11 protein-coding genes are annotated in these 14,523 nt (G+C 40.9%); 5 read left to right on the top strand and 6 right to left on the bottom strand.

What is annotated here, in order from left to right; all coding sequences use genetic code 11:
* Window positions 1-51: 51 nt before the first annotated feature.
* The 4 genes from H2O73_RS12635 (at window position 52) to gatZ (ending at window position 4,799) form a co-directional block, all read left to right on the top strand.
* Complete coding sequence (locus tag H2O73_RS12635; protein WP_182109217.1) at window positions 52-1,557, top strand: sugar ABC transporter ATP-binding protein; 1,506 nt, start codon at window positions 52-54, stop codon at window positions 1,555-1,557.
* The gene (locus tag H2O73_RS12630; protein ID WP_220457580.1) at window positions 1,547-2,548 is read left to right on the top strand and encodes an ABC transporter permease; all 1,002 of its coding nucleotides are present in this window, start codon (window positions 1,547-1,549) and stop codon (window positions 2,546-2,548) included. Before H2O73_RS12635 ends, H2O73_RS12630 begins: the two co-directional genes overlap by 11 nt.
* Complete coding sequence (locus H2O73_RS12625; protein WP_246335917.1) at window positions 2,545-3,474, top strand: sugar kinase; 930 nt, start codon at window positions 2,545-2,547, stop codon at window positions 3,472-3,474. The genes H2O73_RS12630 and H2O73_RS12625 overlap by 4 nt, the downstream gene beginning before the upstream one ends.
* A 65-nt stretch (window positions 3,475-3,539) precedes the next feature.
* Window positions 3,540-4,799: a tagatose-bisphosphate aldolase subunit GatZ gene (gene gatZ, locus H2O73_RS12620; protein WP_182109215.1), complete on the top strand. Its 1,260-nt coding sequence runs from the start codon at window positions 3,540-3,542 to the stop codon at window positions 4,797-4,799.
* Between the two features lie 203 nt (window positions 4,800-5,002).
* Here the strand turns inward: gatZ and H2O73_RS12615 are convergent, their stop codons facing one another.
* From H2O73_RS12615 to H2O73_RS12600, 4 genes are all read right to left on the bottom strand, one after another.
* Window positions 5,003-5,647: a TetR/AcrR family transcriptional regulator gene (locus H2O73_RS12615; RefSeq protein ID WP_182109214.1), complete on the bottom strand. Its 645-nt coding sequence runs from the start codon at window positions 5,645-5,647 to the stop codon at window positions 5,003-5,005.
* A 114-nt stretch (window positions 5,648-5,761) separates the two neighbouring features.
* Window positions 5,762-6,532: an ABC transporter permease gene (locus H2O73_RS12610; protein WP_182109213.1), complete on the bottom strand. Its 771-nt coding sequence runs from the start codon at window positions 6,530-6,532 to the stop codon at window positions 5,762-5,764.
* Window positions 6,525-7,250, bottom strand: a complete 726-nt coding sequence (locus tag H2O73_RS12605; RefSeq protein WP_182109212.1) for an ABC transporter permease — start codon at window positions 7,248-7,250, stop codon at window positions 6,525-6,527. The genes H2O73_RS12610 and H2O73_RS12605 overlap by 8 nt, the downstream gene beginning before the upstream one ends.
* 116 nt (window positions 7,251-7,366) lie before the next feature.
* A complete protein-coding gene (locus H2O73_RS12600) occupies window positions 7,367-8,140 on the bottom strand; it encodes a transporter substrate-binding domain-containing protein (protein ID WP_182109211.1) in 774 nt (257 codons plus the stop codon).
* A gap of 220 nt (window positions 8,141-8,360) precedes the next feature.
* Here H2O73_RS12600 and H2O73_RS12595 point away from each other — a divergent pair, with 220 nt between their 5' ends.
* Window positions 8,361-9,233, top strand: a complete 873-nt coding sequence (locus tag H2O73_RS12595; RefSeq protein WP_182109210.1) for a dimethylarginine dimethylaminohydrolase family protein — start codon at window positions 8,361-8,363, stop codon at window positions 9,231-9,233.
* 439 nt (window positions 9,234-9,672) lie between these two features.
* Here the strand turns inward: H2O73_RS12595 and H2O73_RS12590 are convergent, their stop codons facing one another.
* Both H2O73_RS12590 and H2O73_RS12585 read right to left on the bottom strand, forming a co-directional pair.
* Window positions 9,673-11,799 carry a UvrD-helicase domain-containing protein gene (locus H2O73_RS12590; RefSeq protein WP_182109209.1) on the bottom strand — a complete coding sequence of 709 codons (2,127 nt, stop codon included), beginning with the start codon at window positions 11,797-11,799 and terminating at the stop codon, window positions 9,673-9,675.
* Window positions 11,786-14,098, bottom strand: coding sequence for an AAA family ATPase (locus H2O73_RS12585; RefSeq protein ID WP_182109208.1), 2,313 nt, complete (start codon window positions 14,096-14,098; stop codon window positions 11,786-11,788). Before H2O73_RS12585 ends, H2O73_RS12590 begins: the two co-directional genes overlap by 14 nt.
* Between the last annotated feature and the right edge of the window lie 425 nt (window positions 14,099-14,523).

Raw genomic sequence — 14,523 nt, 5'->3', positions numbered from 1 at the left:
CAGAGAACTGGAACCTCAGCCAGAGGTTCCAGTTTTTCCGGAGATCAATACATGTCTAATTTGCTATTAGAAACACACGACTTGAGCAAACACTTCGGTGAAGTGAAGGCTGTTGACGGGCTTTCAATCAAACTTCATCGAAGAAAAGTCCATACCATATTAGGCGAAAATGGTTGTGGTAAATCAACTACGCTCAAGATGCTGGCTGGCGTTCACACCCCTACTCGCGGTCATATTAAAAAAGAAGGCGTCGAGCTTTCCTTTAGTTCACCGCTCGATTCACGTGCCAATGGTATTGCCATCATATTCCAAGAACTCTCGTTATGTAACAACCTGACTGTTGCTGAAAATATCTACGCGAATAATGAGCCAAAACGTTTTGGGTTTATTGATGACAACAAATTGAACCAGATGGCAAAAGAGTTGCTCAGCAAATACAAAATTCCTATTGAAAGCCACGTAAAAGTTAGTGAGCTTTCTATGGCTCAGCGCCAACTGGTGGAAATTGCTAAAGGGCTAAGTTACCCATCAGAAGTTGTCATCTTTGATGAACCAACCTCTTCACTGTCTGATTCAGAAGTAGAGATCCTATTTAGCATTATCGAGGAGCTCAAATCTGAAGATAAAGCGATCGTTTATGTTAGCCACAAAATGAAAGAGATCATGCTGATTTCTGACGACATTACGGTTATGCGTGACGGTCAATATATCGACACGGTTAAAAAGACAGAAACCACCATCAATCACCTTATCACTATGATGGTTGGCCGAGAGATGAACGATATCTATCCACCAAAACCTGACAACGCGGTCACGGACGGTGGTGAAATACTGCGGGTTTCCGGCTTAACCAACCCTGGTGTGTTTGACGACATCAATTTCAGCATTCGTTCAGGTGAAGTGCTTGGTTTCTTTGGTTTAGTCGGCTCAGGTCGTTCAGAAGTGATGAATGCTTTATTTGGAATGCTGCCATATAGCGGCAACATCAAATTGTCAGGTAAAGAGATTCACATCGACTCTCCACATACTGCCATAAGTAATGGCATTGCATTCGTTACTGAAAACCGTAAAGAACAAGGGTTAGTTCTCGATCATAGCGTTCATGATAATTGCAATTTCATCAGCTATGAAACTGTCGCGAAAGGCTTTATCCGAAACGAAGCTGAAGAACAACGAGTCACCTCTGACAGCATCCGAAAAATGAATATTAAAGTGCATAACGCCGATCAAGCTGTTGGCTCTTTAAGTGGTGGCAATCAGCAAAAAGTCGTACTCGCTAAGTGGTTAGAAAACCGCCCCGATATTTTGATCTTAGATGAACCAACTCGAGGTGTCGATGTTGGTGCTAAATATGAAATCTACAACATTATCAGAGATCTCACTGCCACTGGTACCGCCGTTATTATGGTCTCTTCCGAGTTACCAGAAGCCATTAACATGTGCGACCGGTTACTTGTGATGCGCAATAAAACAATCGTTAAAGAACTAAATACTAAAGATTTATCACAAGATGAAGTGATGGTTTACGCTACAGGAGCAAGTTCTAATGCTGAATAAAATAGATAACAGCCTAGAGAGTGGCAACAATTTTAAGCATAGCGGAAACGCCATAGTAAGCCGATTTCTAAAAGAATATGGCGGCATACTGGGTGCCCTTATTGCTTTGGTTTTTATCTCTACATTTTTGTCTGAGTATTTTTGGTCAGTAAACAATGTGACCAATATTATCTTACAAAGCTCGATTGTTGCGATTGTCGCATTTGGTATGACGTATGCAATTTTGCTCGCCGGTATCGATCTATCGGTTGGCTCTATAGTCGCGCTAACAGGTATGCTTTTGGTTCTTGGTCTTACCGCCGGTATTCCATTTGCAATAATGCTTCCTCTGTCACTCGCCGTATCAGTGCTATGTGGATTTGCCAACGGATTTGTCACTACCTTTCTTGGCGTTCACCCGTTTATTGTCACCATGTCATTCATGGGCATTTTCCGTGGCGCAGCAATGCTGACCAGTGACGGTAAAGCTATTTCGCTTTACGACAATGCCGCTTTCGAATTCATCTTCAACGGTTATCTGTTTGGCATACCATTCCCAATTATCTTGCTAGTGGCAATGATTGTACTTAACCACTACTTGCTATCGAAGACGACTTTTGGGCGCAAAGTTTACCTTGTCGGCGGTAACGCAGAAGCTGCGGCTTATTCAGGCATTAACGTTTCCAAAACCACTATTTATTCATACATGATCGCCGGACTTATGTCGGGTATTGGTGGAGTGATGCTCGCTTCACGTATGTTCTCGGCACAGCCAACTGCCGCTATGGGTATGGAGTTAGACGCCATTGCCGCTTGTGTACTTGGTGGCACTTCCCTAACGGGTGGACGAGGAACAATCATTGGCACTGTGATCGGTGCACTTATTATCGCCGTTCTAAGCAATGTAATGAGCCTTATGAACGTCAACTATTTTGTCTCTCTCATTGTTAAAGGCATCGTGATCCTACTTGCAGTAGGTATTGATGTTTACAAGAATAAAAAGGCTGCATGATGAAAATCGTATCTTTAGGTGAAATTGTCGTCGAAATCATGGCAACGGAAATCAACCAGCCATTGTCTGAAACCGGGTTATTCTCTGGTCCATTCCCAAGTGGCGCACCCGCTATCTTTATAGACCAAGTCGCTAAGCTAGGCGTTGACTGCTCTATCATCTCAGCTGTAGGTAAAGACGGATTTGGTGACATAAACCTTAAGCGCTTACTTAAGGATGGTGTTGATATAGCCGGTATCAGCGTATTGGAAGACGAAGTGACTGGCTCGGCATTCGTTACTTACCAATCAAATGGTGATCGTGATTTCATTTTCAATATTCGCAAAGCGGCATGTGGGCAGTTGTCACTCAACAATGCCAACTTAGCGGTTCTTGATGATTGCACGCATCTTCATATCATGGGCTCATCATTGATCAACCAGAACATCGTTGATCTTTGTTTAACCGCTATCGATATCGTTAAAAGCAACCAAGGTAAAGTTTCTTTCGACCCGAATATTCGCAAAGAACTGCTTAATGAAAACATGAAAGCTTCTTTAACGAAAATATTGGCAAACACCGACATCTATATGCCAAGTGAAGCAGAGGTTACCGTGTTGTCCTCTTGCGACAATGACGCAGCTGCCATCAAAGAATACTTTACCCACTATAACGTCAGTGAAGTTGTACTTAAACAAGGCTCTAAAGGTGCAACTGTCTTCACTCCCAATTCCATGACTGAAATCTCCGCATTCTTAGTGGATGAAGTTGATCCTACCGGAGCTGGTGATTGTTTTGGCGGTGCGTATATCGCATGCCGAGTAAAAGGTATGAGCATTGAAGAGTCGCTATCCATTGCCGCTCAATGTGGTGCGCGTTCGGTCACTTTCAAAGGACCAATGGAAGGCACATCGACACGTGAAGAGCTTTTACAGTTTTTCCAATAAAGCACAGCAATAGAAATTGAAACAATACCCCGCTTTAAAGTGGGGAAGTTAATTCGGATTAAAACATGAAACACATTGTCACTTCGCATAAAAACAACCATGACTCTGGCGTCTACTCTATTTGTTCAGCGCACCCTTTAGTGATAAAAGCAGCGATGCTTTATGAGTTAAACAGCGACAAAAATGTACTGATTGAAGCTACATCCAATCAAGTTAATCAGTTTGGTGGCTATACCGGTATGACGCCAAAAGACTTTGTCTTATATGTCGCTAAATTAGCTACTGAAATTGGCTTCCCTATGGAAAGAGTCACATTAGGCGGTGACCACTTAGGTCCAAACTGTTGGCAAAAAGAGCCAGCACAAGACGCGATGGAAAAGTCAAAAGTACTGATTGAAGAATACATCAAGGCTGGCTTTACCAAAATACACCTAGATGCGTCAATGTCATGTGCTGATGACCCAGTACCACTCGACCCTACTGTTGTTGCGCAGCGCGCGGCAATTCTTTGTAAAGTAGCCGAAACACACGCGACCGCAGAGCAGAAAGAACAACTAACTTACGTTATTGGTACAGAAGTTCCGGTTCCTGGTGGCGAGTCACACGAAATTGAGGCAGTTCAAGTGACTGAAGTGTCGAATGTTCAAAACACCATCGATACACATTTGGAAGCCTTTGAACAATTAGGCATTTCCGAAGCAGTAAACCGAATTGTAGGGATAGTCGTTCAACCTGGAGTGGAATTCGACCACACCAAGATCATCCGGTTTGATAAAAACAAAGCGACGGGAATCTCTAAGTTTATTGAAGATACCGCATGGGTTTATGAAGCGCACTCTACCGACTACCAAACAGAGAGTCATTTAAAAGAGTTAGTACAGAGCCATTTTGCCATTCTCAAAGTAGGACCTGCGTTAACATTTTCGCTTCGTGAGGCACTGTTCGCTCTTGCTGAAATTGAAGAGCAAATCGTCGCGCCAGAAAAACGTAGCCAGTTTATGAAAGTAGTCGATTCTGTATTACTTGATGACGAACAATACTGGAAGCCTTACTACAACGGTAAACACTCCAGTACGATGCTCAATCTGCATTTTAGTTTCTCTGATCGCATTCGCTATTACTGGACTGACGAGCGTATTCAAAAGGCACTGGATGAAATGTTTGCCAACATCGATGAAGCTAGCATTCCGCTCTCTGTTCTCAGCCAATATATGCCAAACCAATACCACAAAGTGAGTTCAGGAAAACTAAACCTAGATACCACATCGCTAGTGCTCGATAAGATTGGCGAAGTCGTAGGGCAATATTCTCGCGCTTGTAACTAGCCACTAGCAACTAAAAACAACTCAATACCCTCTCCTAGCAGGTAGCTAGGAGAGCTATGACTAATGCTCATCACAATCGGAACTGTTCAACGTATAACAAGAGAATTGACCCCAAAAGTTGCTTGCGGCTTATATACACCTAACACGACAAATAGACGACCGTTCACCTCTGTGTCCTCATCTTGCCTGTATTTAACCTCAATTTAGGTTAAGTACTGCTTTAACTCGACGTTAACCAGTGCGCTGAAGGCTCGAATCGCAGTTTCAACCAGTTCATTTTCAGAAAATTCATCTGGGATAACACCGCCCTCAATCCAAATCCCATCAAGCACCGCATTACAAGCGATACTTAACTGACGAAGCTCTGCCTCGCTCGCGTCACGCCCCTCTTCTTCAAAGACTTTGGCAATCAATACCTTGATGTGATTTCGTAGCAGATTATAGGTTTTTTTATGGCTCTCTCGCATTGGCGCATTATGAAACAATAGCTGGAAAAAACCAGCCCATATCGCAATCACTTGTGCATCAATAATCGGTGGTTTTACCGAAGCTTGAACAAACATAGCAAGACGCTTTTTCGCCGATGAATAATCGCCTTTTGATGCACTATGAGCGGCCACATCGATTAGATCCGTCATGTGCTTTTCGTATGCGGCAATAATAAGCTCATCTTTACTTCTAAAATGATAGCGAATCAGTCCTTGTGTCACGTTCGCTTCGTCCGCGATGGAGCGAACGGTCGCTGCTTTAACACCTTCCGATGCAATAACTCTCAAAGTGGCATCAACTAATTCATTCTTGCGATTGTTCGACTTTTCTTGCTGCGACACTCTACGTTTCTCGTTCATCAGTCCTTGAACACCATCATTTTTAGGCGAATTTTTTAAGTGAATAATATACCACACATCATTTCTTGGTAACGAGATTTGGCGTTGCAACGAAAGATGGCACCTTTATGTTGTTTACCCCGTGGCTTGGTTATAACGACGTTCAAGCATCGAAAAACCAAGTGTAATTATTCCAGCAATAACTAAGTACACTAACGCTAATAAAATCAACGGTTCGTAAATGATATAGGTCTCTTGCCTAATCCGTGAAAAGACAGCAAAAATGTCGACAAACGAAATAGTTGCCACTAATGGTGTCGCTTTCATTTGAAGAATGACTTCACCATTTAATGTTGGCAGAACCCTTTGAATTGCCCTAGGTAACCAAATAAGACGAAGTACCATCCATCGTGACATTCCCAGCGCATACGCCGCTTCGAGTTCCCCTTTTGGCACTCCTTTCAACGCTCCTCTCATCACTTCGCCTTCATATCCAGCAAAGGAGAGCGTTAAAGCAACAAAGGCATACGGCCACACTTCAATCAAATAGGGCCACAGCCAGCTTTGTCTGATCTCTGGTATATAGGGAAACAAGGAGCCGAGTCCGTAATACAGCAGCCATAACTGCAATAACAAAGGCGTGCCACGAATTAACGTACAAAAGCTTTTGGACAACCACGCTAAGGGTTTAAAACGAGAGAGTTGAGCAAGAGCGAGTAAAACGCTAAGTACAAAACCACACACCACGGTAATGGATAGAAGAAGGAGTGTTTTCCATAAAGCGCTTAATATGTCGGCTGAATAACGCTCTATCCAGCTCCAATCGAGTCCAACAATGAGGCTAAAAACAAAAACACACGACGCTATAATAGTCAGCACTCTATGCAGTGTCAGGCGTTCACGCATGGCTTGCTCCTTTGCTCACATATCGTTCTGCATATTTGAAGACTCGGTTAGAAATCAGAGTCATGGCCAAATACAGCACCCCCGCAGCAATCAGGAATAGGAAGTAGCTTTTAGTTGCTCCTGCCGCCTGCTTCGCTGCTAGTGTCAATTCCGTAAAGCCCACAACTGCCAAAAGAGCAGTATCTTTCATTGCGATTAACCACAGGTTAGATAGACCCGGCATCGCATTTGGTAGCATTTCAGGAATCGTGATTCGATAGAACACAACAAAGGGGCGCATTCCAAAGCTGTACGCCGCTTCAATATGTCCTTTTGGAACGCTATTAATAGCCCCTCTGATAACTTCCGTCGCGTAGGCTCCCTGCACTATCGCGATCACCAGTACACCCGCCCAAAAACCACTGATTTCAAATGGACCATAATCCCAAATGCTTAAGATTTGATTAATAAACTCAGGTAGAGCGAAGTAAACCAGAAGTATAAGTACCAGTTCCGGAACGGCTCGGATCACCGTCGTATAGAGGGTACCAAAATCCTCAAGAATCACGTTGCCGCTTCTCTTCGCATTCGCGCCAATAACACCAATCAAAAGCCCAAAAAAATAGCCTAAGCCTGCAATTTGAAGAGATAGGATCAACCCATCGAGAAGATATCCACCCCAGCCGGGAGGGGAAAAGGAGAGCAATTCAAAGGCGCTCATCTCTCTATAATTTGACATCTAAAACTCCAGCAAAAAGCACATGTAATCAAACGTTCTCAACGCCGAGACTCACGACTTGAAGATGCAGAGAGATACCACATCGCAGCAACTTCAAGCCGAGTGATTATGGTGTTCTATTCGCCATAAATATTGAAATTAAAGTACCCTTGGGTGATCTTATCGTAGGTGCCATTGGCTCTGATCTCTTCAATAGCAACGTTTAACTTGCCTCGAAGCTCATCGTTGCCCTTGCGAAGCGCAAACCCAATGCCTTTACCTAGAATATCTTCATCACTGGCGACCAACCCTGCTGAAGAGCAGCACACTCCGCCTTCTGGGGTTTGTAAAAATTCATCAAGTACGATGGCATCCGCCAAAGTGGCATCAATGCGCCCTGAGAATAGATCTTGGTTTGCTTCATCCTGAGTTTGATATTCTTTGATTTGTGCGGTTTTGAAATGCTTTAAAGCGTATGACTGGTGGATTGAACCCGATTGTACCCCAATCTTTTTGCCCGATAGACTTTCTGCTGTTGGCACAATATCACTGCCTGTTGCCACAGCAAGATTTGCTCCGCTTTGATAGTACTTGTCTGAAAAATCAATGACTTTTGCGCGCTCTTCTGTAATCGACAATGAGGCTGCGATAACGTCAATTTTACCCGCTACCAGCGATGGAATAATGCCATCCCATGCGGTTGCGACAATTTCACAATCGAGCTTCGCTTGGTCACAAATCGCGTTAGTAATATCAATTTCCCAGCCCGAATACTCGCCTTTCGCATTAGGCACAGCAAAAGGAGGGTAAGATTCCGTCCCAATTCCGACTTTGACCGATTCGGCATTAGCCTGAGCCGTTGTTAAACTCAATACCGCCGCTGAGATAGTGATTAATTTTCCAATATTCATCGTCTATTCTTCCTTGAATTTCTCGCTCAGAACGAGTGAATCTAAGCTAAAAGTGGGTCATAAGACGCGTAGCAACGTCATTCCATTCAACCCCATTCCACCTGGTTAACATGCATATCACCCAACATTACAACTAATTATGCAGTTGTATAAATTTATACATGTGTATAAAATGTTGTCAATATGTTTTTCACTTGCAACAACACCAAGGAAGGATCGAATGGCTAATTACGGTTGCCAGTTAATGGCAGAAAAGATGTCGCGCGTGTTGATGCGCCGTCCTGGGAAAAGTTTACAACAAGCAGATCGAGAAGTTTGGCACTACAACCATCTATTCAATCCTGAAAAAGCCATTCAGCAATACGATGAGTTTGCGGCTTTGATTGAAAGCACCGGCACCGATATTGTTTGGATAGAAGACAATGGCGATGGGTTATCAGACTCTATGTTTACCCGCGATGCCTCTTTAATTACGAAAGCTGGTGCGGTTCCACTTCGTATGGGCAAAAAACTTCGCTCACCGGAGCCTACTCTTCACCGTGAAGCCTATAAAAAAGCCGGCATCCCAATACTCGGTGAGCTTTCGGGCAATGCCATGATTGAAGGAGGAGATACGATTTGGTTGAATGAAAATACCCTACTGGTTGGGCTGGGTTTTCGCTCAAACGAAGAAGGTGTCCAGCAATTAAATGAGATCCTTAACCCTCATGATATTCGTGTACTTGGATTCGATATGCCTTACTGGGCGGGTGAAGAGGCGTGCCTTCATCTCATGTCGGTTATTTCACCTTTAACGGAAACCAAATATCTTGTTCACCCTCCTTTGATACCCGCTCGTTTATGGAGCTTACTCAAGGACTCTAATATCGATTTGGTTATTGCCCCCGCGGATGAATTTGAAGCATCGTTTGGTCTGAACTTGAACGTGCTTCCAACATCACCAGACAACTGCATAATGATCGATGGATTTCCAAAAACCAAAAAAGTGATGGAAGAAAATGGCGTGACAGTACACGTGTTTGAGGGAGATGCACTGTGCATGGCCTGTGAAGGCGGACCTACTTGCCTAACAAACCCGATACTACGAGGATAGACATCCTTTCTTCACTTCTAATTGGTGTAGCTTGAGTAATGAGCCAAGCTACACCAATTCAGTCATTAACACGCTTTTGGACAATTGTGAGTTATGATTCGTCGACTACTCTCACTTTTCGGATTAGCTCTCATAAAGCTACGATCTACTTCCCACTACATGTGGGTGGGTAAACTTTATTCTACTGAAACACTGTAATGAATGTAAAATACGAAACAGCCAATCTGTAATTACAACAATAAAATCAAATAATTTTATATTCATTTTTATGATACCACTAAGGGTATCTGTTGTTTATTTGAATATCCTAGTTCACCTTTCTACCACAGCGACATAGGAATCAAACGATTTCCAAGCTGTGACGGATTTTTTGAAGCATCAGTGTGTGTCTTGTAGTTACAAAACACACACTGATGTTAATTAAGGAAGATTTTTTCATTCAAGCCGATGTAATACTTTCAATATCGCAATATAACCACGGGTTAACTTCCCCAAAAATATGCTCTATACCATTCTTTATCTCGGATATATCATCTAGATATAGAACTTTGAGGTTTTTTACGGCTCTTGAGCATGCTACATACAGTAAGTTTTTAGTGTTAGTATGCCTATTTTTAAAATTCTGATCCGATAGCAATGTGTCCCTTTCTTCTCCAGTTTTTTGCAACAAATCAAAATAGTTTTTAAACTTGTTCCTATTCCTGCTTCCAAAATTATGCTCTAGAATTATTGCAACATTGTCGTACTCTTCACCTTTAGTTCCATGGTATGTATGATAGCTAATTTTATCACTTTCAAATCCATCAATGAAATTTAGCCAACAAACTAGAGATCTAATTCGTAGCTCAAGAATCATTTTTGTTTTCTGTTCAACTTCATCCTGTTGTTCAGCACCATTTAGCATAAGAGAGTGAATACTATCTATCAAAGCGGCTCTGAAAGCTTCTGATGTTTCTATCGCACTTCTGTCAAAATTTGTGCAGTTATCAAGAGCTCGGACTATATTTTTCCTTAAATCTTCATTTTCAAGCTTTGTTATAATTAAGTTGCACCAATCATCAAGAGTTTCAATTTCTTCACCTTTAATTTTCCTTATTATTAAACTTGCCTCCGAAAAGGTCATGTTTTTACTATGCGCACCAAAAATATCATAATAAGATGCTTCTGATTTTGTTACCTCATGATATAGCTTGACCAAATGATATATATTTAAAACTGTTGGGTGTAGTTTTTCTAATTGTCGTGACAACACAAGTGTGCTTAATTGGTCATAGTAAATCGTTGATGCTTTAAAAGCATCGTAAACATCTTTAAATTCATTAAGATCAGCCATTAACTGATTAGTTAGTACAAGACAGTTTATTTTACATGAGCTATGACTATCGAGGTCAGGGCTCCCTTCAAGCTCGTCACTATAGAACGAGAGAAACTGCTTTGCTGTTTCAATCTTGTCTTCTGAATTGTGATGAAAAAAACTAACTGAGCCATGGTTTTTATCTTCGTAAATAGGCTCTTGGACTATCAAGTCATCTCGAATCTTATTTGCAATTTCAATTATTTGCACGTGAGAACGTCGATTGAATTCCTTATAAATATCAAATAATTCACCGTGCAAGTCGATTATTCGTTCTCCAATCCCATCTTCGTATATATTCTGAGCAACATCGCCAAAATAGCCAACCATCCAGTTTTTACTCTTTTGCTCTGCGTACTCATGTATAGTTCTTAATAAATTAACTACATTTTCATTTGTGTCTTGATATTCGTCTATAAAGAAATACGGATAAGTATCTATAATAATCCGACAGAGTGTTTTATGGTTTGTTACTAGCTTCAACCCATACTCTAACAACGTATCATGACTAAACTTCATATAGTGAAGCCTATCGGTGTTTGTTTTACTATCGTAAGTGACGCGTTTCTCTCTGCCTTCAATTATCCTTTCAAAGCATTTTTGTAGATTGTCTTTCTTGTACAAAAGGGCTATTACATACTTGAAGTTGGCTATATTACTTAAGCATCCTCTTAAGATACTTTGCACTTCACCACTAGAGTGCTGAATATAAGCACCTCGAAAACCAGCAGCATTAAGGTTTTTTACCCTGTAATAGATATCCTTATTTTCAAACACAAACTCAACTAGGCTTCTTTGATCGCCTTCGGAAAGACCATTAAAGAACCTGGATTTATCTGAGTTTTGTAATTCCTGATCAATATGTTCTAGCGTTTCTTCAATTTTCTCTTTGTGGCATTTCAATAGCTCTGGCTGAGAACGTTTGATTACATCCCAAACTCTTTCATGGATTGTAGATACGTGCACTAAATCTGAGTTACCGAGACGAGCTTTAATTTCGTTAACAGCTACGTTGGTATATGTAACACATGCTATTTTCTGAGGGCTATTCTTAGCTAAAATCTTATGAACAGATACGTATTTTAACGTTTCAATTAAGGCATATGTTTTTCCTGAACCTGCACCAGCGTTGAAACGAAAACTTCTGAAGTTATCGATTTGCTCAAATATGCTCTGTTGGATCTCTTTTTCTCTTATCTCATTCGGCGTCATCTAACACTTCCTCCTGAAGAACAACATTGTCAGAACTTTCGTTGCCGTCCTCTGGCGCAACAGAAATATCATTAAGTTCCAACTTAGCTTCGAGCCATGCAAAGCCATGTTCTAGATAGTTTGGCAATTTAGGTAGAGCATCACCTTCTTCTAAAGAGAGTAATTCAAAGATCAGGTTATTTGAGAAGTCACTCTTACTATCTGACAGCTTCTTTTGTAGTTTATAAGAGTTATCAATCAGGTTACTTCGAGATCCACCTGGAACCGCCCCAAGTTTTATAATGTTGTTATAAATATTTGGTTTACATATCTCAATTACGTTATTGATAAGATCATTATCATAATTGGTCAATATCAAAGCTTCCTCTAAGCTAGATGCGTGTTGCGACTCTATCGAATCCTTTTGAAAAACCACGTAGAGGTTTTCATCTTCAAAATAATCTATATAGTCGAGCTTGTCGGCTTCGGAATCTGATTTACCTCTAAGTTGTTTATTCAGCTCTTTTAGAGTGGTATTAGTAGTCGTTCTGTCAGCTAGGCTAGTAATTTGTACAAAAGATGGAAGGGTTCCTTTTACACACTCTGCGTCATCACTTTTTGCGATTTGCCCACAAACACTGCAACTTTCTGTGTCTTTGTGTCTTTCACCCTTTTCACATTTTGCTCTCTTAATGTCCAGGTCGGTGACAATTAAGCTAGGGATACTTAGTTTTTTCGCAAGTGGTAGATACAGCTTGCCATGAGCACCGTTAATGTTGAACACGGAAATGTAGTGATGACTTAATTTAGGATGTATTTCCAAGAAGTAGTTCAGCAATGTTTCTTCTGTAACTCCTTCCACGAAAATTATTGCGTCAGAAAAAAATAACTCTGAAACTTTATACTTTATATGTTTCTTGATGAAATTAAGTACCTTTCCGTTATCATCTTCAATGCTTGAAACTATCGCTTCATCTGATAGGTTTATTGATTTTGTACATTTATCGATCGATGTTAGATAGTTAATATTATTGAAAGTGTTACTACTATGAATCTTACTATTAACAATATGTGAGGAGTGTGTTGTGATTGCAATCTGACACTGAAGAGTCTTTGATATCTCAGAGGAAGTGTTAGCTATCTCTAATGCTTTCTTCACTGCATCATCAATACGTTTTATAAAGAACTCTTGCATTTGTGGATGCATAAATGCTTCAGGTTCCTCTATAAAGAGTAAATTGATTCTACTAAAGTGGCTTTTATCCTCATAGCTATCTACAAAATGTATTATCTCACCAATTATATTTAGTAGGTTTATGTAGCCTAATCCAAACTGGTCTTCGGGTATATAGTCCTCACCATCCATAAAATTGTATTTAATCAGACGCCTTATTATATCATCATAAGTGACGTTTCCTGATAGATTTAGATCTACCTTATCGGAGCTTTCAATCTGCCCCAGAACCTTTGATATATCACTGCTCTTTGGGCTGACATTTCCTGTGATGAGAGCATTTATATCCTCTATATTCTGTTCAAGTGCTTCTCGTGAACTACTGTCGTTTGTTAGCTGAAATGCAACAATCTTATTAAACACATCACTTAGAACTCCTTCCTTAAGGTGTCTATTTGCCTTTATTTCTTTGATTTTTATTAATTTTTTTAAAGAAAACGTTTCAGTTGCATCTCCTAAACGATCAATAAATGAAGTTTGGTATAAGTTGCCTTCCTTGCTAACGCTACTCGTTGTCTTGGAAAGTAGTGAGTAGAACTTCTCAAATCGCTGTTTCTTTTTCTCTTCGGTGTCTGCTTCTTTAAAAATTCTACTGACTTCTTCTTTAAACTCAGGCTCTTCTGCTAGCTCAATTCGCACCTTTATCTTTACACAGACAGGACCTTCATTCCCATCTTCACTTATTGCGATGAAAGGAGCTAGATGAGTCATCAAATCCTCATCATTAAAGTTCACTTTGATGCTCAAACAGAACTCTATACTAGGTGTATCTAAACTGGGAAAGTTAGTTGTTTCATCTATTTCGAAAGCTAACCTATATTGATTAAACAACTCATTTAAGTAAGTAAGGTTAAAGTCTGATGCTGATGGTTGCTCATTGTTGCACAGTAACTTTAAAGCATTAGCGATGGTTGTTTTTCCCGCATTATTCTTACCAATTATCAAAGTAGTTGAGGGGGCAATTACAGAAGCAGGTCTAGTTTCTTCCGTACCAAGCTCGATTACCTCTGGTTCTACGAAACAAACAGTGTTGTGTGAAGCACGAAACTTACGATAGTTTTTTATTGTCAGACTTTCTAAATGCACAGGTTCGCCTCTTTATATTTTTCAGCAACTTAAATACGTGCATTATGCTAGCATATCCATTCTGTTGAATATTTGATTGAAGCCACGGATGCGTTGATATTGCGTAGTGGATTAACAAATTTTGCCACATAGTTGGAGTTCTCTGCATAAGGAAAGGTAATCGCATACAATCCCACTCTAGCTCATTTTGGGGCAGAATCGCGCCATCACACAGCTTACGGAACGTAGATGGTGTGATGGTTTACATAATGAAAAGGTGCACTTTCGAGCTAAAAGGTGCCGACTAAATCGGCTCTAGCTAATGGCAATTTGCTTCCAATACGCATCCAAACCAGTACCACAAAGTGAGTTCAGGAAACTAATTCTAGATACAAGCTCACCAGCAATGAGCGCTGGCGAGTAGTCTTCCCCCACCCTGACTCTTG

Source organism: Vibrio marinisediminis (assembly GCF_014050145.1).
Lineage (GTDB): Bacteria > Pseudomonadota > Gammaproteobacteria > Enterobacterales > Vibrionaceae > Vibrio > Vibrio marinisediminis.
Note: the sequence above shows the minus strand (reverse complement) of the source record. Positions and strands in the feature narration are given on the sequence as shown.

Bases quoted from the DNA above. Each gene is read 5' to 3' on its own strand.
- H2O73_RS12635 (WP_182109217.1), top strand. From the start codon at position 52: ATGTCTAATTTGCTATTAGAAACACACGACTTGAGCAAACACTTCGGT.
- H2O73_RS12630 (WP_220457580.1), top strand. From the start codon at position 1,547: ATGCTGAATAAAATAGATAACAGCCTAGAGAGTGGCAACAATTTTAAG.
- H2O73_RS12625 (WP_246335917.1), top strand. From the start codon at position 2,545: ATGATGAAAATCGTATCTTTAGGTGAAATTGTCGTCGAAATCATGGCA.
- gatZ (WP_182109215.1), top strand. From the start codon at position 3,540: ATGAAACACATTGTCACTTCGCATAAAAACAACCATGACTCTGGCGTC.
- H2O73_RS12615 (WP_182109214.1), bottom strand. From the start codon at position 5,647: ATGAACGAGAAACGTAGAGTGTCGCAGCAAGAAAAGTCGAACAATCGC.
- H2O73_RS12610 (WP_182109213.1), bottom strand. From the start codon at position 6,532: ATGCGTGAACGCCTGACACTGCATAGAGTGCTGACTATTATAGCGTCG.
- H2O73_RS12605 (WP_182109212.1), bottom strand. From the start codon at position 7,250: ATGTCAAATTATAGAGAGATGAGCGCCTTTGAATTGCTCTCCTTTTCC.
- H2O73_RS12600 (WP_182109211.1), bottom strand. From the start codon at position 8,140: ATGAATATTGGAAAATTAATCACTATCTCAGCGGCGGTATTGAGTTTA.
- H2O73_RS12595 (WP_182109210.1), top strand. From the start codon at position 8,361: ATGGCTAATTACGGTTGCCAGTTAATGGCAGAAAAGATGTCGCGCGTG.
- H2O73_RS12590 (WP_182109209.1), bottom strand. From the start codon at position 11,799: ATGACGCCGAATGAGATAAGAGAAAAAGAGATCCAACAGAGCATATTT.